Source organism: Devosia limi DSM 17137 (genome assembly GCF_900128975.1).
Classification (GTDB): Bacteria; Pseudomonadota; Alphaproteobacteria; order Rhizobiales; family Devosiaceae; genus Devosia; species Devosia limi.
On record NZ_FQVC01000008.1, the window covers coordinates 194281 to 212786 of the forward strand.

The window sequence follows — 18506 nt, forward strand, 5'->3', positions numbered from 1 at the left end:
CGTCAGCCTAGCTCGAGTGTCCCCTGAACAATCAAGCCGACGAAGACATTCCAGGGGCTTCTCAGTTCGATAGAGCGAGAGGTCCGACGGTTCACCGCTCTTTAAGATTGAACACTCTATGAGCCTAGGGTTGTTCATCTGGAAGGTGCCGTAATGTTTACCCGCAAGCCAAGGCCGCCAGCCTCGGGTGTGTTTACGGTCAATGACCGACAATTGACCCAGGCGCTGCACCGCGCCCAGGCGGTCATTGAATTCCGGCTCGATGGAACCGTCGTTGCGGCCAATGAAAATTTCCTGGCTTGCATGGGTTATGCGCTCGATGAAATCGTCGGTCGGCATCATTCCATATTCGTCGATCCGAGCCACGCTCAGTCACCGGAGTACAAGGCTTTCTGGAAAAGCCTGGCCGCGGGTGAATATCAATCGGCCGAGTATCGCCGATTTGCCAAGGGCAAGCGGGCGGTGTGGATACAGGCCACATACAACCCGATTTTTGACAGGAATGGCGAGCCCTGTGGCGTTGTAAAATTCGCCACTGATGTCACGGCGCGCAAGCGCAGCGACGCCGATGCGCGCGGTCAGATCGATGCCATTTCGCGCTCGCAGGCGGTGATCGAATTTGAGACCGACGGCACGATCATTACCGCAAATGAGAACTTCTGTTCCGCACTTGGCTACAGTCTCGAGGAGATCGTAGGACGGCACCACCGGATCTTCGTTGACCCCGCTGAAGTGGCAAGTGCGGCCTATACCAGTTTTTGGAATCGCCTGCGGGATGGTCAGTATCAGAGTGCCGAATATCGCCGCATCGGCAAGAATGGTGCCGACGTGTGGATCCAGGCCACCTATAATCCTATTTTTGCGCCGTCTGGCCGCATCTACAAGATTGTGAAGTTCGCCACCGACATCACCGCGCGCAAGAACGCGGTGCGCGTGCTGGGCTGTCAATTGGAGGACATGGCCAACGGCACCATCGTCGACACGCTGTCGGAGCCCTTGCCCCGGGAGTTTGACGATATCCGACTTGCACTTAAGTCCACCTTGGCGCGCTTCGTCAGTTTCGTGCAGGATCTCAAGGCCACTGCCCATGAGCTGCGCAGCGCCACCGCTAGCATCGCGTCTGGTGCGAGGGACCTTGCTGGCCGAACAGAACAGCAGGGGCGGGGCGTCGACGATCTGTCTCGCGCGACCGCGCAATTGTCAGGCACAATCACCGCCAACGCGCAGCGCGCAGAATCGGCGAGCCAAAAGGCCCGATCCGCCGCGGCCATCGCCAGCGAGACCGACGCAGTCGTCGGGGATGCCAACAAGGCCATGATTTCTATCTCTGAATCATCAGCGAAAATCTCCGGCATTATCGGCATCATCGACGACATCGCCTTCCAGACAAACCTGCTTGCCCTCAACGCTTCGGTCGAGGCAGCACGGGCAGGTGAGGCCGGCAAGGGCTTTGCTGTTGTTGCCGTCGAAGTCCGTCGCCTCGCTCAGTCGACTGCAACCGCATCCTCACAGATCAAGGGTCTGATCGAGACTTCCGGCAGGGAAGTCGATCGCGGTACCCGCTTGGTCTCTGAGACCCACGACAGGGTTGAGGCACTGTTAGGCTCTATTGCCGACGCCAGTCGGCTGGTGGCGGAAATCGCCGACGCCACCAGGGAGCAGGCGGCCACGATCGGCAACGTTTCTGATGCAGTGCGCCTCATCGACCAGATGACACGCCACAATAGCGGCCTTGTTCGCGAAACTAATCAAGCCGTATCGATCGCGGACAGTGAAGCCATGACCCTGGACCACATCGCCGACAGCTTCACCGTCGATGCGGCAGCAAGTGACAAGCTGCGCATGCGCCAGGCGGGATAGTTCGTCCCTGGGGAATGGACTGCCAACCCATCGGAACGCGGGTCGCGTAAGCGGCCCGTTTGCTTTTTCGGCAACCCAAACCCGAGGTCCCTAAATGTACCCTGGATTGTGCCGCTTGGGCTTTCGCCATAGTTTGGCAGGGTAAGCCTAGGCAGTGCTCGCCCTCTGTCGGCCCAGATCTGTAGCATTCATTTCGTTCAGTATTGACTGAACGATACCTCTTCGGTACGGGGACCTTATGCAGTCGACCGACCCAATTGACAGATTCGTCGAACAGATGGGGCTGATCACTCAGTCCGATGGCGGACCACGCATTGCCGGTCGGATCTTCGGTTTGCTGCTGGCCGAAGGGCGCCCTTTTGCTCTCAACGAGATGGCTGAACGTCTGAAGATCAGCAAGGCCAGCGCCAGCACCAATGCCCGCCTCCTGCTCAGCGCCGGCATGGTGCAATTGGTCGCCAGACCCGGTGATCGACAGGACTATTATGAAATGGGCGCCGATCCTTATGGCCGGATGGTCGATACCATCAGCGCGCGCATGCGGCGCTCGGCCAAGCAGGTGCTCGAGGCAGAAGCATTAATCCCCGACAGCCAGGGCGATGCGAAGCGACGCGTGCGAGAGTTGGCAATTTTTTACGACCGCTCCGCCGATTTCTTTTCGACTTGGGCCGCGCATCTGGACCAGAGCGCTGCCGACACAGATTTTGGACAACAGACCGAAACGGTACCGAGCCATGACCGCTAATTTTTCCAAGCCCGATTGGGCGCAAAGCAAGCACGACAAGGAAAACGTGGCCCGTATTGCCGCAGGGGAGAAGCCTCGCCGTCGACGTTGGCCGCTGATCCTGCTCGGCGTGGTCGTGCTCGCAATCGTCGGATTTGTTGCATTCCAGCTGTTGAAGCCGCCGGCTGCTGAGCCGGATGTGGTGGCGACCGTACCCGTCATGCAGCTCAATCCGGCCGAAGTCGCCACGATAGAGCCTCAGGTGCTGGCCCAGACAGTCCGGGTCACCGGTTCGCTGGAGCCACAGCGCCTGACCCAGCTTGGTTCGCAGGTGTCTGGTCGGGTGATTGCGGTTATGGCCCGCGCTGGCGACGCGGTGAAGGAAGGCGATGTGCTGCTGCAGATCGACACCGAAAGCTTGCTCATTCAACTCAATCAGCAGACCAGCACGGCAGATGCAACCCGGGCGCAACTGGCTCTGGCAGAAAGCCAGTTGCTGCGCGCCACGGACCTGACCGAGCGCGGCCTTACCGCCTCATCGAATCTCGAACAGGCCCAGTCGAGCGCCAATGCGCTGCGCGCCAATCTCGCGGCGCTTGAAGCGCAGGTGGAGGGGGCTCGCATCGCCCTGCAGAACGCCACAGTGAAGTCGCCGATGGATGGGATAATATCCGACCGCGCGGTGCAGCCGGGCCAAACCGTACAGCAAGGTGCCACGCTCTTTACGATCGTCGACCTTGATCAGCTTTATCTCAATGGCTCGGCCCCGGTGGGCGCCAGCGCCCAGATTGCCAAGGGTCAGGCGGTCAGCATCGCGGTCGAAGGTTTCCCCAACCGCACCTTTGAGGGCACGGTCGATCGCGTCAATCCCATTGCAGTCGCCGGCACCCGCACCATCCCGGTCTACATTATGCTCTCGAACGACGAGGGGCTTTTGCGCGGCGGCATGTTTGCCACGGGTCAGATCGTTGTTGCAGAACAGGTCGACGGCATTGCCATACCGGCCGTGGCCATTCGCGAGGATGCCGATGGCTACTTCGTGCTCAAGCTTGTCGATGGCACTGTCGAGCGGCAGGCCGTGGAGCAGGGGGCTTCCTGGAATGGCGGCCGCCTGATCGAAATCGCCGCCGGCCTAGCGCCGGGCGATCTCGTCGTTACTGCGGCGCTGACCCAGCTGCAGCCGGGCGACAAGTACGAAATGGTGGAGGGCTAGATGTTCCTCACCCGCATCAGCGTCAACCAGCCGGTTTTCGCCACCATGATCATGGTGGCGATGCTGGTCTTCGGTATCTATTCCTATCAACGCCTGCCCATTGAGCAGCTACCCGATATCGATCTGCCGGTTGTGGCAGTCGTCGTCGGCTATCCCGGCGCATCGCCTGAAGCCGTCGAGAACGATATCGTTCGTCCCATCGAAGAAGCCGTTAATACGATCAGCGGCCTCGACACCATCCAGTCGACCTCGCGGGCCGGCCAGGCCATGGTCATCATCCTGTTCGACATGAGCGTCAACTCGCAGGCCGCTGCGCAGGACGTGCGCGACCGTTTGGCGACCGTCGAGGCAGGCTTCCCCAACAATGCCGGCGATGCCCAGGTGCTGCGCTTCGATCCGTCGGAACTGCCGGTGATGTCGCTGGCGGTCAGCTCCGACACGCTCTCGCCCCGCGACCTGACCGCGCTGACCGAAGACGTCATCGTCGCCCGCCTCTCCAACATACCCGGGGTTGGCCGTGCCACAGTGGTTGGTGGCGTACCGCGCCAGCTCAATGTGCTGATCGATCCCGATCGCCTAACTGCCTTCAATGTCGGTGTTGGCCAGGTCGTGCAGGCTTTGTCGCAGGAAAACCAGAACCTGCCAGCCGGCTCTATCACCGAGGGCGCGCAGATTCAGTCCATCCAGGTCGAAGGCCGGATCGAGGATGCCGATGACTTCCTCAATATCGTCATCGCTCGCCTGGGCGGTCAGCCCGTGTATCTGCGCGACGTCGCCACCATCGAAGACGGTCAGGCCGACGTCTCCAGCCTCGCGCTGCTGAACGGCGAGCGGGCGCTGGCCATCGACGTGGTCAAGACTCAGGGCGCCAACACAGTTGGTGTTGCGGCGGCCATCCGCAAGACAATCGCGGAAATGCAGGCCAAGGAACTGCCTGAGACCGTCCATGTGGAGGTTGTTCGCGACAATGCCGTGCCGGTCGAAGAGTCCTTCCACGCCGTGCAGAACATGCTGATCGAAGGCGCCATTCTGGCGGTTTTCATCGTCTTCCTGTTCCTCAATTCATGGCGCTCGACGGTAATCACCGGCCTGACCCTGCCGATCTCGATCATCGGGACGATGGTCGTGCTCTACTTCCTCGGCTTCACTCTCAACATGATGACGCTGATGGCGCTGTCGCTGGCCGTGGGCATTCTGATCGATGACGCCATCGTGGTGCGTGAGAACATCATGCGCCATCTGCATATGGGCAAAAGCCACCGCCAGGCGGCGCTCGACGGTACCAATGAAATTGGTCTGGCCGTCCTCGCAACCACGCTGTCCATCGTCGCCGTGTTCCTGCCGGTGGCCTTCATGGACGGCATTCTCGGTCGGTTTTTCCTGCAGTTCGGCGTCACCGTATCGGTGGCGGTGCTGATATCGCTCTTCGTGGCGTTTACGCTCGATCCGATGATGTCCAGCGTCTGGTACGATCCGGCGGCCAATCCCAATGCCAAGCGCGGCCCAATCGGCCGCGCCATCGCCGGCTTCGATCGCTTCTTTGAGCGTATCAATGGCGGCTATCGCGGCGTGCTGCGCTGGTGTCTCAAACACCGCAAGACCACGCTCTCGGTCGCATTGGCCTCGTTCATTGGCACCTTCTTCATGTTCCCGCTGGTCGGGGTGGAGTTCGTGCCGGCGACCGATACCGGCGAATTCCAGGTCGACGTCGAGACGCCCACGGGCTCGTCCATCGACTACACCGCCAGCAAGATCCGCCAGGTGGATGCGACGCTCAAACGCTTTCCCGAGGTCGAGGGCACCTATGCCACGATCAATGCCGGCACCACGTCCGGGGACAACCGGGCAACGATTGTCGTGACCATGGTGGACCAGTCCGAGCGCGATCGCTCGCCCCAGGACATGACCGGACCCGTCCGTGAAGCCCTGGCGCAGATCCCGGGTGCAGACTTCATGGTTGGTGCTGCCGGTGGCCTGGGAAGCGTCGCTGCCCCGATTTCGATCACCATCTATGGCGACAACTTCACCGTGCTCGAGCAACTGGCTGACCGCCTCGTGGGCAGCATGCGGCAGATCGAGGGTCTGGAAGATATCGAGTCCAGCATGGATGCGGCCCAGCCGGTGATCGGCGTGCGGATCAATCGCGATCTGGCGAGCGATCTGGGCGTTAGCCTGCAGCAGATCGGCTCCACGCTTGGACCGATGCTCGGCGGTGAGGAAGTCACCGATTGGACCGCGCCGAACGGCAACAACTATACCGTTACGGTGAGACTGCCGGAATGGGCCCGCGACAATGTGGAGGCACTTGGCTCCCTGCCGATCACTCAGAGCGGTGCAACGGGCTCAAATGCCATGGTGCGGCTCGATCAGGTTGCCGAGATCGTCCAGTCGCAGGGACCGGGCGAAATCCTGCGTCAGGACCTGTCGCGTCAGGTCAGCGTCACCGCCAATATCTCCGGCGTGGAACTGGGGGCGGTTACCGGCCAGCTGCAGTCGGCGGTCGATGCGCTCGATCTTCCGACCGGCTACCGTGTCTCCATGGGCGGTGATGTCGAACAACTGGCCGAAACGGCTGGTGCCGCGGGCTCGGCGTTGCTGCTGGCGGTGATCTTCATCTATCTGGTGCTGGCCAGCCAGTTCGGCAGCTTCCTGCAGCCTGTCGCCATCATGGTATCGCTGCCTCTGGCGCTGATCGGCGTCATGGTGGGCCTGCTGATCGGCGGATCGACGCTGAACATGTTCTCGGCGATCGGTTTCATCATGCTGATGGGATTGGTGGTCAAGAATGCCATCCTGCTGGTCGATAATGCCAACCAGCACGTTCGCGCCGGCATGAACCTCTACGATGCGCTCGTCGAAGCCGGGACCACCCGTTTCCGGCCCATCATCATGACCACCCTGGCCATGATCTTCGGCATGCTGCCATTGGCACTCAGCCTGCACGAAGGCAGCTCGCAGAACGCGCCGATGGCCCATGCGGTGATTGGCGGGCTTATCAGCTCGACGGCGCTTACCCTGGTGGTTGTGCCTGTGATGCTGACCTATATCGAAACCTTCGGCCGCTTTATCAGCCGCTTTCTGCCCAAGGGGCCCGATGATGAGCACCTGAACGAATCCGTCGCCGCCAAGTAATACGGCAGCCACACTCACTCGACAGCCGGCTCCGCAAGGGGCCGGCTGTTGCCATTTAAGGGAACTTTGTCGCGGCTCTCCCATCTTCGTGCAGATAGGCGTAAACTGCGGCACCGACAGTATGCTCCCGGCGGCGATGGCCGCCTCCACACCGAGGAGATCACTATGTCACCCGTTCGCAGCACTACTGGCCGCGGCCGATTGTTTCCGAGCATTCTCGACACCGTCGGCGATACGCCCGTTATCCGGATAAACAATCTGGGCGTGGTGGGGCGGACGCTGTACGTCAAGGCGGAGTTTTTCAATCCGGCCGCCTCGGTCAAGGATCGCCTCGCCATCAACATCATCGAGGCTGCCGAACGCAGCGGCGCGCTGAAGCCCGGCCAGACGGTGGTCGAGGCGACCAGCGGTAATACCGGCATTGGTCTTGCCATGGTCTGCGCCCAGAAGGGATATCCGCTGGTCGTCACCATGGCTGACAGCTTCTCGGTCGAGCGTCGCAAGCTGATGCGCATGTTCGGGGCCAAAGTCATCTTGACGCCGCGGGCCCAGAAGGGACTGGGCATGTATAACAAGGCTGTCGAGCTCGCCGAAGCCAATGGCTGGTTCCTGGCGCATCAGTTTGAAACCACAGCCAATGCCGACATTCACGAAGCCACCACCGGTCGCGAGATCATCAATGATTTCGCCGGCCAGCGCCTCGACTATTTCGTCACCGGCTACGGCACTGGCGGAACACTCGTCGGCGTCGGCCGCGTGCTTCGCAAGGAGCGCTCCGACGTCAAGATTGTGCTGACCGAGCCTGCCAATGCCCAGTTGATCGGCAGCAGCAAGCCGCAGGAGCGCAATGCCGATGCGTCGCCGGCCTCCAGCCATCCCGCCTTCGAGCCGCACCCGATCCAGGGCTGGACGCCGGACTTCATTCCAAAGGTTCTGCAGGAAGCCCTCGATCGGCACCTCTATGACGAATTGGTTCCTATAGCCGGACCGGATGCAATGCGGTGGGCCCGCGAACTGGCCGCCAAGGAAGGCATCCTGACCGGCATTTCCGGCGGCGGCACCTTTGCCGTGGCCCGATTGATAGCCGAACGGGCCCCGGAAGGCTCGGTCATCCTCTGCATGCTGCCCGATACCGGTGAACGCTATATGAGCACGCCATTGTTCGAGGCCATCGAGGCCGAAATGGATGAGGCCGAGATTGCGCTGTCGCGCTCGACCCCGGGATATCAACTCGCCGCCGAATGACGGCCCAGGGAGGATGCGATGCATGCGGCGGACCAGACGGAGAGTGCCTTAACCGAAGAAACCCTGGACCCCGATGACTGGGATGGGACCAGCGAGCTTGCTCACCAGGTCATCGAGGACGCGATTGCCTATCTCCGTGACGTGCGTGACAGGCCAGCTTGGCAAGATATGCCGGACGACATTCGCGCCGCCTATACTGAACCGCTGCCCCATGGGCCAACGCCGCTGAGGAATGTCTACAGACAGGTCAGCGAACAGTTGATGCCATACCCGATGGGAAACGTGCATCCGCGCTTCTGGTCCTGGTACATGGGGTCAAGCAACTTTACCGGCGCCCTCGGCGACTTCCTCGCCGCCATCCTGGGCTCCAATCTGGGCGGTGGCAACCATGCTGCGGCCGCCATGGACCAGCAGGTGGTCGAGTGGTGCAAGCAGATGCTGGGATTTCCTGCCAGCGCCAGCGGCACACTGGAGAGCGGCGGTTCGATGGCCAATATTGTCGGGCTGACTGTCGCCCGCAATGTCATGGCCGGCATCGATGTGCGCGAGGAGGGCATGGCGGCGCTGCCCAGGCCGCTGCGCTTCTATGGCTCCGAACAGCTGCATTCCTGCCATCGCAAAGCGGTCGAGGCCCTTGGACTAGGCAATCGCGCACTCCGCCGCATTCCGACCGATCCTGCCTTGCGCATGGATATCGACGCACTTCGCCAGGCGATCCGCCATGACCGGATCAACGGCTTCAAACCAGCCTGCATCATCGCAACCGCCGGCACCGTCAATAGCGGGGCCATCGATGATCTTGATGCCATCGCCGATCTGGCCGCAGAGGAGGGGCTCTGGTTGCATGTCGATGGTTGCATCGGTGCGCTCATCGCCATTGCCCCGATCAATCGCGGTCTGGTCGCCGGGATCGAGCGGGCTGACTCCATCGCCCTCGATCCACACAAGCTGCTGCATGCGCCTTTCGAAGTCGGTTGCGCCCTGGTGCGCGACTCTGGAGCCCATCATGGCGCTTTTGCCGTGACGCCCGAATATCTGGAATCCACCCCGCGCGGTCTGGCTTCGGCGGTCTGGCTGCACGAATATGGTATGCAGACCACACGTGGGTTCCGGGCGCTCAAGGTGTGGATGGCCCTCAAGCAGCACGGTATCGAGAAGTTCGGCCGCCTGATCGACCAGAACATTGCCCAGGCGCTCTATCTCACCACACTGATCGAAACAGAACCCGAACTTGAGTTAGCCGCGCCGAACAGCATCAATATCGTCTGTTTTCGGTACCGCCCGGTGCCCTGGACCGGTGACCTCAAGGCCCTCAACACCGAGATCATGCTGCGCCTGCAGGAGGCCGGAACGGCGGTACTGTCCGACACCACCATCCATGGCGAGCATTGCCTGCGGGTCGCCATCACCAATCACCGCACCCGACGCGACGACCTCGATCTGCTGGTGCGCGAAGTGCTGCGCCTCGGCGCCATCATCTTGGCGGAATAGAAAAGGGCGGCCAGGGGCCGCCCGCATCCTCTCAATCCACGCGCTGTCGCTATTTGCTGAACGGCACCTCAGCCCGCAGGCTTTCTCCGGTCTGGTCATAGACCACCTGGAACTGCACATCGATGGCATCGTCGTTTAAAGCGATCTGCGCCGTGATCGTCAGGTCCTTGCCTTCCTCCACCTCCTTTTCGCGGAGATTGAAGATCAGCCCGCCGCCACGCTTCTGGCCAACAGCAATACCGCTGAAGGCGGCATTGGTGGTCATCGCAGCTTCATAGCGCCGCTTCGCGTCGATATAGGCAATGGTGCCGTTGATGGACAGCGTTTGCCCGGCCAGCGTACAGCGGCCGGAATAGTTGACCTTCTCGCTGTTGCCTTCCTTCAGGGACATGCGGCACACGACGGTTTCGGTAGATGCGCCGATAAGGATGCCACGGCCGCGCCAGTCGCCAAGATAGGACTTGAGCAGCGCGATATCGGCAGGCGCCGCCAGAGCAGGCGTGCTGCCAGCTGCGGCAGCGATCAGCAGACCAGCGAGCGCCGCAGCGCGCTGCAGGGGTCCGAAAAAGCTCATATGACTAGGCCTCCAACTGAGAATTAGCCCCCGGCAAATTCCATTCCGCGACAGATATCAAATCTGATCCACGCTTGCATAATGACGTCGCAGTGGCACGCCCCCTAACAACCATCAAATCCCAGTTGCGCCAAGTCGATCCGCGACAATTGCCTCACGAATCAACCGCGTCAGAGGCACCTGCGCCACGCCTAGACGGGCGATGAGCGCGGATTGGCCCCCTCGGTCGTCGTCGCGCCGGCCGGAGCGTCGGGCTCCGCCAGGTGGTCAGCGTTGCGCGCGCGCAGTTTGCCCAGCGGGTGGAAGAACCTGCCGCCCGCCACCAGCAATGACGGTAATATGAACAGGTCGCCCAACACTGCCAGCGCCAGCGTCACGACGAACAGCGCGCCAAACAGCGCCACCTGCGGCAAGTCCGAGAACATGAGGATCGCCGTGCCGGCGCAGAGGATGATCGTGGTCGCCACGATCGCCCCGCCAATGCGCTCGAGCGTGTGCCTGACCGCTTCCAGGTGCTGCCGCCCTTCTGCGCGCCGCGCGTGCAGATAGTGCGACAGGAAATGCACCGTATCGTCGACGGCGATACCAAAGGCGATGGTCAGTGCGATCACTGTGGTCAGTTGCAGCCCGGAACCCGACCACCAGAGCCAGGCCTCCGCCCCCAGGATCGGGAACAGGTTGGGAATGGCCGATGCCAGCGCCACGCGAAAGGATTGAAACGCAAAGCCGATCAGCGCCAGATTGACGAGCACGCTGATCGTCAATCCGAGCTGCAACCCGCGCACGATATCGTCGGTGGCAAACGTGGTCAGGATCTTGAACCCGCCAATCTCCGCCTGCGTCACCCCGGCCGCTGCGAGGGCGACTTCAACCCGGGTCACCAGCTCCCTTAGCTTGTCGCTTTCGATCACCGTGGGCATGAAGCCCGTCACCAGCGCCTGCGCGCCATCTTCGGTAATGAAGCGCTTGCGCATGAACGGCCCCACCGAGTCGAATACGTCCTCCCGGGTAAACCCGCCCTCGGTCGCGTAATTGGCCAGGCTCGCCGCCGAAATCACTTTGTTTTCGCCCAGCTCCGCCTCAAGAATTTCGTGCACGCGCACGATTGCATCATAGTCGCGGGCACTGACATTGGGGTCGTTGTCCCGCAGCGGCACCCGGACGTAGAGAGGCGCCACCCCGCCGACGCCCGCATCGATACTCTCGGCGGCGCTCAGCGCCTGCGATTCCTTGGCAACGAAGTCTTCGAACGAGAAATGCGGCTTGATCAGAAAATACGGGATGAACAGCAGCACGGTGACCGCGATGGCTATGATCGACATTGGCCGCGCAAATTTGCTGGCAATGAACCACGACACCGGCAGCGGTGCCGTCAGCACCAGACTGGACCGCGCTGGCGGTTTGAAGCCCAGCCGCACCGCCAGCTTGAGCAACAAGGGCAGGAAGGTCATGAGGCAGACAAACATCAGGACCGAGCCGATCGCACCCGCCATGGAGAATTCGCGAACACCCTGACCGGGCGTCAACGATAGCGCGGCGAACGAGACCAGCGTCGTCAGCATGGTCAGCGCCGTGGCCGGGCCCACCAGTCTGACGGTGGCATCGACCGCCTTGTCCGGGTCCATGCCATCGTCGCGCCAATAGGCCAGCCAGTTGAAGACGAAGAACATCGACTCGGCGAAGGAGATCACCAGCACCAGCGTCGTGACGATGATAGTCAGGAAGGTGAAGGAGCCGAAGCACAGAACGATGATGCCCATCGCCCACATCACCGCCAGAAACGGCGTTGCCGCCACCAGTAGCGCCCCGGTGAGCGAGCGCAGCGCCAGCAGCGCGATCAACGATCCCAGCGCAAAGCCGTAGACGGTAAACTTCACCTGGTCGCTAACCGAGGCGTCGAGCATTTCCGTGGTCCAGATCGGCGGTCCCGTCAGCTCGATCTGCAGGTCCTCGCCCTCATAATAGGCCAGGGTTTCGCGGATGCTTTCGATCATCCGCTTGGTGCCGTCGCCCTTGGTCATCTCCGCATTGGGAAACATGATCAGGACCACGCCCATCAGGTCGGGCGTAATCAGGTTGCGCATCATCGGGTCGTTCTGCTGCAACTCGCTCAGAGCAATCGCAACCTCGACATAGTCCTGCATGCCCTCGGGCACAGCCGGCACCGAGCCGCCATTGCCATCCGGCTTGCGCAAGGTGAACGGCGACATGGTCCCTACGGCAAACTCGTTGAGCTCAAGATCGAACGCCAGTTCGCGCACCCGCTCCAGAACCGCCGGTTCGGTCAGGTTTTCCGAATTGACCAGCACATAGACGTCGTTCTCGAAGGTGCCGAAAGTCTCGGAGAGTTCTTCATAGGCGTCGTAATACTGCCCGGAATGGGCATAGACCCGCATAAGGTCGCCATCGACACTGGCGCGTGGAATCTGCGAAAAACACAGGATCGAGAACGCCAATACGGCCAGGGCAATGGCACGTGGATATCGCAGCGTTGCCAGCCCGATATTTTCGAGCCCGAAGCCAATCGACCGATCATAAGTAAGATGCGCCAGCAGGCGCTTGAAAACCGACCCAGTAGCCAACAGACTTGCTCCGAAAGGACCGCGCCACAGTGCAGCGATTCCTGCGGTGGCGTAAGTCAGCTGCCCCGCCAGCACACTGCTAAGTTGCAGCACGCTCGCAGACCGCCCGAGGACGCTTGAGCCACAGCGCCTGGTGTCAGCGCCCGATCACTAGCCACGGTGTCATCTCCGGGCGGGCGAGTGTCGCCTCCAGCGACACTGCTGTCCATCACACCACCCCTGCCTCAAGCACCCGCAGGGTCGCCGACGCGCAATCAATCTCGGCTATTGCTCCAAAGGGCAGCGTCAGCATCGGCTGCGTATGCCCGAAATCCAGCCCCGACAGCACCGGCAGTTCAGTCAGTGCCGCCTCCGCCAGGACGTCGACAACAGCTGCCTCAATCCTCGCCCTATAGCCCTCGTCGCCCTGCGGATCCGGCCGCGCCAGCAGGATACCGGCCAGCCCACCCAAAATGCCCTTCGCCGCGTAGTTGCGCAGCCAGTAGCGGATGAAATGCGCAGGTGGTGCATCCTCGGAGGTCTCAAGGAACAGAATGGCGCCACGCCAATCGGCAGCGTTCGGCCACCAGGCCGTATCCTTGACCATCTCCAGTACCTCGGCACAGCCGCCCAGCAGGTGCCCACGCACCACGCCTTCGCCCTGCAACACGCGGGGCGTCTCAGCCGGCCGCAGCACACGACGCTGCGCCTGTACCGCAGGGGCGCTCCAATCCGTCCGCTCGCTCGTCCAGCCCTCGTGGTTGATGGGGATCTCCCCAATCGGCGCCACTTCGATCAGCGCCTTGCGCAGCGCCGCCAGCGTATAGTCATGCATGCCGCCATTCTCGGCAAAACCAGCCATGATGCTGGGACCATAGAACGACGCTAATCCCGCAGTGTAGCAGGCCATGTGCAGACTCGTGGTGTCTGAAAACCCCAGGAACACCTTGGGATTGGCTCTGATTACTTCGCGGTCGAGATAAGGCAGCAGCCGGATCGAATCCTCGCCACCAATGCTGGCAACGATGCCCGCGATAGACGGATCGGCGAACGCCGCCATCAGGTCTTCCGCCCGCGCCTTGGGATTGCCGGCGACCCAATCAGCCGGTGCCAGAGTATGGGCCATCTCCACAACCTCAACGCCCAACGCCGCCTCAAGCTGGCGCTTGCCCGCCCCGTAGCGCTCGGGCACCGTTCCCGGTCCACCCCATGATGGCGAGACCGCTGCGATCCTGTCGCCAGGCTGCAGGCGCTTCGGTTTGATCAGGGCTGTGCGTGCGGCAGTCATCAGTGCAATTCCTGTTGCAGTTCCAATGCCATAACGGCATCGGCGGATTCAGCATTACAGCTTGAGGCGGGCAGGGTGGTCAACCACAGCGCGGCGGCACTGGCTCTCCACAGCTTCGCGCGCCGCCGCGGGCCCCGAAATTAGCAATTTGCGCCGGAATCGCCTATCTAGAGAGCTAGTTTGGCCAAAGTAGAATCAGCCCAGTGACCGATACGCCCGAAGACGTGACCGGCGCCATGCCGCCGTCCGATATCACCATGATCTCGATCACCGACGAGATGCGCCAGTCCTATCTCAGTTACGCCATGAGCGTGATTGTGAGCCGCGCACTCCCCGATGTCCGTGACGGCCTCAAGCCTGTGCACCGGCGCATCCTGTTTTCGATGAGCGAGAACGGCTACGAGTACAACAAGCCATACCGTAAGTCGGCCCGTGTGGTCGGCGATGTTATCGGTAAATACCACCCGCATGGCGATCAGTCGGTCTACATGGCCTTGGTCCGTATGGCCCAGGACTTCTCCATGGGTCAGCTGCTGATCGATGGTCAGGGCAATTTTGGCTCGGTCGATGGCGATATGCCGGCGGCCATGCGTTACACCGAAGTGCGCATGCAGCGCATTACCGGGAGCCTTCTCGACGATCTCGACAAGGACACCGTCGATTTCAAGGACAACTATGATGGCTCCGAGCATGAGCCTGCGGTCCTGCCGGCGCGCTTCCCCAATATGCTGGTCAATGGCGGCGGCGGCATCGCCGTTGGCATGGCCACCAATATCCCGACCCACAATCTGGGCGAAGTGATCGACGCGACGCTGCTCGTCCTTGATCAGCCCTATGTGACAGTCGATGACCTGCTGGCCGTCATGCCCGGCCCAGACTTTCCCACCGCGGGCCTCATCCTCGGTCGCCACGGCATCCGTTCGGCTTACGAAACCGGTCGTGGCTCGGTGTTGATGCGCGGCCGCGTCGCTGTCGAGGAAGTCCGCAAGGAACGCGAAGCCCTGATCATCACCGAGATTCCGTATCAGGTGAACAAGGCGTCGATGATCGAGAAGATCGCCGACCTGGTGCGCGAGAAGCGCATCGAGGGCATCGCCGACATTCGCGACGAAAGCGACCGCAACGGTATGCGCGTCGTCATTGAAATCAAGCGCGATGCGCTGCCAGAGGTGGTGCTGAACCAGCTTTACCGCTTCACCCCGCTGCAGTCTTCATTTGGCTGTAACTTCGTGGCGCTCAACGGCGGCAAGCCGCAGTTGATGAACCTGATGGAAATCCTGACGGCGTTCGTGCATTTCCGCGAGGAAGTGGTCACCCGCCGCGCCCGCTTCATGCTGAACAAGGCCCGTGACCGCGCCCATATCCTGGTCGGTCTGGCTGTTGCCGTCGCCAATATTGATGAAGTCATTGCCCTGATCCGCACCGCGCCAGATCCCGCGACGGCGCGAGAGCAGTTGATGACCCGCCGTTGGCCTGCCGAAGACGTGGCGCCCCTGATCAAGCTGATCGACGACCCGCGTCACCGCATGAATGACGATGGCACCTTCAATCTCTCCGAGGAACAGGCCCGCGCCATTCTCGAGCTGCGTCTGGCACGCCTGACCGCCCTTGGCCGCGACGAAATCGGCGATGAGCTCAATGGCCTGGGCACCGAGATTGCCGACTATCTGGATATCCTGCGCTCGCGCGAACGCGTCATCACCATCATCCGTGATGAGCTGACCGCCATCCGTGACCAGTTCGCGACTCCGCGCCGCACTGAGATCACCGATAGTGCCGCCGATTTCGAGGACGAAGACCTCATCGCCCGCGAAGACATGGTCGTCACCGTGACCCATGGCGGCTATATCAAGCGCGTGCCGCTCTCGACCTACCGGGCACAGAACCGCGGCGGCAAGGGCCGTTCGGGCATGGCCACGCGCGACGAAGATTTCGTCAGCCGCCTGTTCGTCGCCAATACCCACACGCCGATCCTGTTCTTCACCAGCCGCGGCATCGTCTACAAGCTCAAGGTCTGGCGCCTGCCGTTGGCAAACGCTAATGCGCGTGGCAAGGCCCTGATCAATATCCTGCCGCTGGAGCAGGGCGAGCGCATCACCTCGATCATGCCAATGCCCGAGGATGAGGCAACGTGGGTCGATCTCGACATCATGTTCGCCACCGATCGCGGGACCGTCCGCCGTAATTCGCTGGCCGACTTTGTCGAAGTTCGCCAGAACGGCAAGATTGCCATGAAGCTCGAAGAGGGCGACGGCATCATCGGCGTCGACACCTGCTCGGCCAATGACGACGTACTGCTGACCACCGCCCAGGGCCAGGCCATCCGCTTCCAGGTCGATGAAGTCCGCGTCTTCAAGGGCCGCGACTCGACCGGCGTGCGCGGCATCCAGCTGGCCGAGGGCGATATCGTCATCTCCATGGCCATCCTCCGCCACTTCGAAGCCACTTCCGAAGAACGTCTGGCCTACCTCAAGATGAGCCGCGCGGTGCGTGGCGAAGGCGAGAGCGACGAGACTGCAAGCGATGACGGCGAAGACAGCGTCGCCGGCGAACTCGGCCAGGACCGGTATGTCGCCATGAGCGAAGCCGAGCAGTTCATCCTGACCATTTCGGAAAACGGCTATGGCAAGCGGACGTCCAGCCACGAATACCGGATCACCGGGCGCGGCGGCAAAGGTATCACCGCCATGGCGGTCAATAAGCGCAATGGCAAGCTGATCGCCTCCTTCCCCGTCGAGGGCGAGGACCAGATCATGCTCGTCACCGACAAGGGCCAGATGACCCGCATGCCCGTTGAGGGCAAGAAGCCCATCCGCATCGTTTCGCGCGGCAGCCAGGGTGTCATCGTCTTCGATACTGCTGACGACGAAAAAGTCGTGTCGGTTGAGCGGATTAGCGAGCCCGAGGAAGACGAAGACCTCGAAGTCCAGGCCGGTCAGGATACGCCTGAGGCGCCGGAAAATCCGGATGAGCCGGCGGCGGAATAGGTACGGGGAGGGGCGCTGCGGCGCCCCTTGTCATGTGCGATGATCATTGGTTTGGATCGGCGCTGCCAGGAGTGGCCATTATGTTCAGCCTCGCGAGGTTATCCCCTATTTTGGCGCCGGTTCTCTGTTTCGCGTTCAGATGGACCAGCTGAGTCCGGATAATGCCGGCCACGGTGGCTATCGCCGGCTGCTCGCCCTGCCGGTACCCCGCCGTTTAGCGCTGGCCAGCATCCCGGCCGACTTCGCCGACTGGCTCGATTATGCTGCGATCATCGCGCTCCTGGTTTTTGCCTGGGGCGAAGGCCCGTTCGTGCTGGCCCTGTTCGCGCTGGCGCTTACACTGCCCTATATTGTGGTCGGGCCGCTGCTGGCGGTGGTTGTGGACCGGACGCCGCTGCGGCGGATCCTGGTGCTGAGCAATCTGGGGCGCGGGCTGACCACGCTGGCGCTGATCTTCGCGCCCAATACGGCCTTGGTGCTGCTGATCGTCTTTGCCCGCGCCTGCATCGACTCGGCATTTACCCCGGCGCGACAGGCGGCCATCCAGGCATCGACCCCGCCCGAACTGCTGGGCAGCGCCAATGGCCTGCATCAGGCGATCAACCAGACATCCAAGATCGCCGGCCCGGCGCTGGGCGGACTATTGCTGGCTTTTATCCCCGCCCAGGCTGTGTTCGGAATCAACGCTCTTTTGTCCCTGCTGGGGGCAATGATTTGCCTCGGCATGATCCTGCCACCCAAGCCGAAAACCAGCCAGCATGCTGGACTTCTTGCCGAAGCTGCTGCTGGCATCAGCGAATTCCGCCGCAGCCGCCGTCTGCTCGCAGCCCTGATCTTTTCGGCGTTCGCCTATTTCTCGTTCTTTCTCTATGACGCCCTAATTGCCCTGCTGGCTCAGGAGTTTGGACTGGACGCGACCGCTTTTGGCATCAGCATTGCCGCTTCGGGCGGCGGCGGCCTGCTCGGGGCCTTCTGGGCCGGCAAGCTGGCGGGGAGCCATCCCATGCAGACCATGATTGCAGCTGCTGCTTTCTCCGGCTCAGTCACTGTCTTCATCGCGACAGGCGCCCTGATCGGCATCGCCGTTCCAGCCTTGCCCTTTTACCTGGTGCTGGCGCTGATGGGGGGCGCCACCGCCTTCATGCTGGTGCCCTATCGGACCATCGTGCAGAGTGAAACGCCACCCGACCGTATCGCCCGGGTCTTCGCCACCGGCGAGGCCGTCATCACCGCTGTCATGCTCTCGGCGCCGTTCATCGGCAGTTTCATCGCCAGCACCTGGGGCACCGCCATGGCATTCCTGTGTGGCGGCGTCATGCTGGTTACGCTCGGTCTCGTCGGCGCCATGATGCGGATTATCACCCCCTCGCTGCCACCCGCCAACTTGCCTAAACCGCCTGCCCGTGACAAAACCGCGACGAGGTAAGGGGA

General features: G+C 61.9%; 11 protein-coding genes. 8 read left to right on the forward strand and 3 right to left on the reverse strand.

Features of this window, described 5'->3' with window-relative positions; translation table 11 throughout:
* Positions 1-153 precede the first annotated feature (153 nt).
* The 6 genes from BUA69_RS14060 to BUA69_RS14085 all read left to right on the forward strand — a co-directional run bounded on the left by BUA69_RS14060 (position 154) and on the right by BUA69_RS14085 (position 9665).
* Positions 154-1860: a methyl-accepting chemotaxis protein gene (locus tag BUA69_RS14060; RefSeq protein ID WP_046136102.1), complete on the forward strand. Its 1707-nt coding sequence runs from the start codon at positions 154-156 to the stop codon at positions 1858-1860.
* Positions 1861-2098: 238 nt separating this feature from the next.
* Positions 2099-2605, forward strand: a complete 507-nt coding sequence (locus tag BUA69_RS20790) for a GbsR/MarR family transcriptional regulator (protein WP_046136103.1) — start codon at positions 2099-2101, stop codon at positions 2603-2605.
* A complete protein-coding gene (locus BUA69_RS14070; protein ID WP_046136104.1) occupies positions 2595-3797 on the forward strand; it encodes an efflux RND transporter periplasmic adaptor subunit in 1203 nt (400 codons plus the stop codon). Before BUA69_RS20790 ends, BUA69_RS14070 begins: the two co-directional genes overlap by 11 nt.
* A complete protein-coding gene (locus BUA69_RS14075; RefSeq protein WP_046136105.1) occupies positions 3798-6929 on the forward strand; it encodes an efflux RND transporter permease subunit in 3132 nt (1043 codons plus the stop codon).
* Positions 6930-7094: 165 nt separating this feature from the next.
* A complete protein-coding gene (locus BUA69_RS14080) occupies positions 7095-8174 on the forward strand; it encodes a PLP-dependent cysteine synthase family protein (protein ID WP_046136106.1) in 1080 nt (359 codons plus the stop codon).
* Between the two features lie 18 nt (positions 8175-8192).
* Complete coding sequence (locus BUA69_RS14085) at positions 8193-9665, forward strand: pyridoxal phosphate-dependent decarboxylase family protein (protein WP_046136107.1); 1473 nt, start codon at positions 8193-8195, stop codon at positions 9663-9665.
* 49 nt (positions 9666-9714) lie between these two features.
* On the opposite strand, the gene BUA69_RS14090 is transcribed toward BUA69_RS14085, so the two are convergent.
* From BUA69_RS14090 to BUA69_RS14100, 3 genes are all read right to left on the reverse strand, one after another.
* Positions 9715-10239, reverse strand: coding sequence for a hypothetical protein (locus tag BUA69_RS14090; RefSeq protein ID WP_046136108.1), 525 nt, complete (start codon positions 10237-10239; stop codon positions 9715-9717).
* 191 nt (positions 10240-10430) lie between these two features.
* Positions 10431-12821 (reverse strand): efflux RND transporter permease subunit, encoded by a 2391-nt coding sequence (locus tag BUA69_RS14095; protein WP_046136109.1) that lies wholly within the window; start codon positions 12819-12821, stop codon positions 10431-10433.
* 208 nt (positions 12822-13029) lie between these two features.
* Complete coding sequence (locus BUA69_RS14100; RefSeq protein ID WP_046136110.1) at positions 13030-14088, reverse strand: S66 family peptidase; 1059 nt, start codon at positions 14086-14088, stop codon at positions 13030-13032.
* A gap of 236 nt (positions 14089-14324) precedes the next feature.
* On the opposite strand from BUA69_RS14100, the gene gyrA reads away from it, so the two are divergent.
* Both gyrA and BUA69_RS14110 read left to right on the forward strand, forming a co-directional pair.
* The gene (gene gyrA, locus BUA69_RS14105; RefSeq protein WP_052950660.1) at positions 14325-17075 is read left to right on the forward strand and encodes a DNA gyrase subunit A; all 2751 of its coding nucleotides are present in this window, start codon (positions 14325-14327) and stop codon (positions 17073-17075) included.
* A 139-nt stretch (positions 17076-17214) separates the two neighbouring features.
* Complete coding sequence (locus BUA69_RS14110) at positions 17215-18501, forward strand: MFS transporter (protein WP_046136112.1); 1287 nt, start codon at positions 17215-17217, stop codon at positions 18499-18501.
* The last annotated feature ends 5 nt before the right edge of the window (positions 18502-18506 follow it).

What these genes read in the sequence shown, in the direction of transcription:
- BUA69_RS14060 (WP_046136102.1), top strand. Translation starts at nt 154, where the DNA reads ATGTTTACCCGCAAGCCAAGGCCGCCAGCCTCGGGTGTGTTTACGGTC.
- BUA69_RS20790 (WP_046136103.1), top strand. Translation starts at nt 2,099, where the DNA reads ATGCAGTCGACCGACCCAATTGACAGATTCGTCGAACAGATGGGGCTG.
- BUA69_RS14070 (WP_046136104.1), top strand. Translation starts at nt 2,595, where the DNA reads ATGACCGCTAATTTTTCCAAGCCCGATTGGGCGCAAAGCAAGCACGAC.
- BUA69_RS14075 (WP_046136105.1), top strand. Translation starts at nt 3,798, where the DNA reads ATGTTCCTCACCCGCATCAGCGTCAACCAGCCGGTTTTCGCCACCATG.
- BUA69_RS14080 (WP_046136106.1), top strand. Translation starts at nt 7,095, where the DNA reads ATGTCACCCGTTCGCAGCACTACTGGCCGCGGCCGATTGTTTCCGAGC.
- BUA69_RS14085 (WP_046136107.1), top strand. Translation starts at nt 8,193, where the DNA reads ATGCATGCGGCGGACCAGACGGAGAGTGCCTTAACCGAAGAAACCCTG.
- BUA69_RS14090 (WP_046136108.1), bottom strand. Translation starts at nt 10,239, where the DNA reads ATGAGCTTTTTCGGACCCCTGCAGCGCGCTGCGGCGCTCGCTGGTCTG.
- BUA69_RS14100 (WP_046136110.1), bottom strand. Translation starts at nt 14,088, where the DNA reads ATGACTGCCGCACGCACAGCCCTGATCAAACCGAAGCGCCTGCAGCCT.
- gyrA (WP_052950660.1), top strand. Translation starts at nt 14,325, where the DNA reads ATGCCGCCGTCCGATATCACCATGATCTCGATCACCGACGAGATGCGC.
- BUA69_RS14110 (WP_046136112.1), top strand. Translation starts at nt 17,215, where the DNA reads ATGGACCAGCTGAGTCCGGATAATGCCGGCCACGGTGGCTATCGCCGG.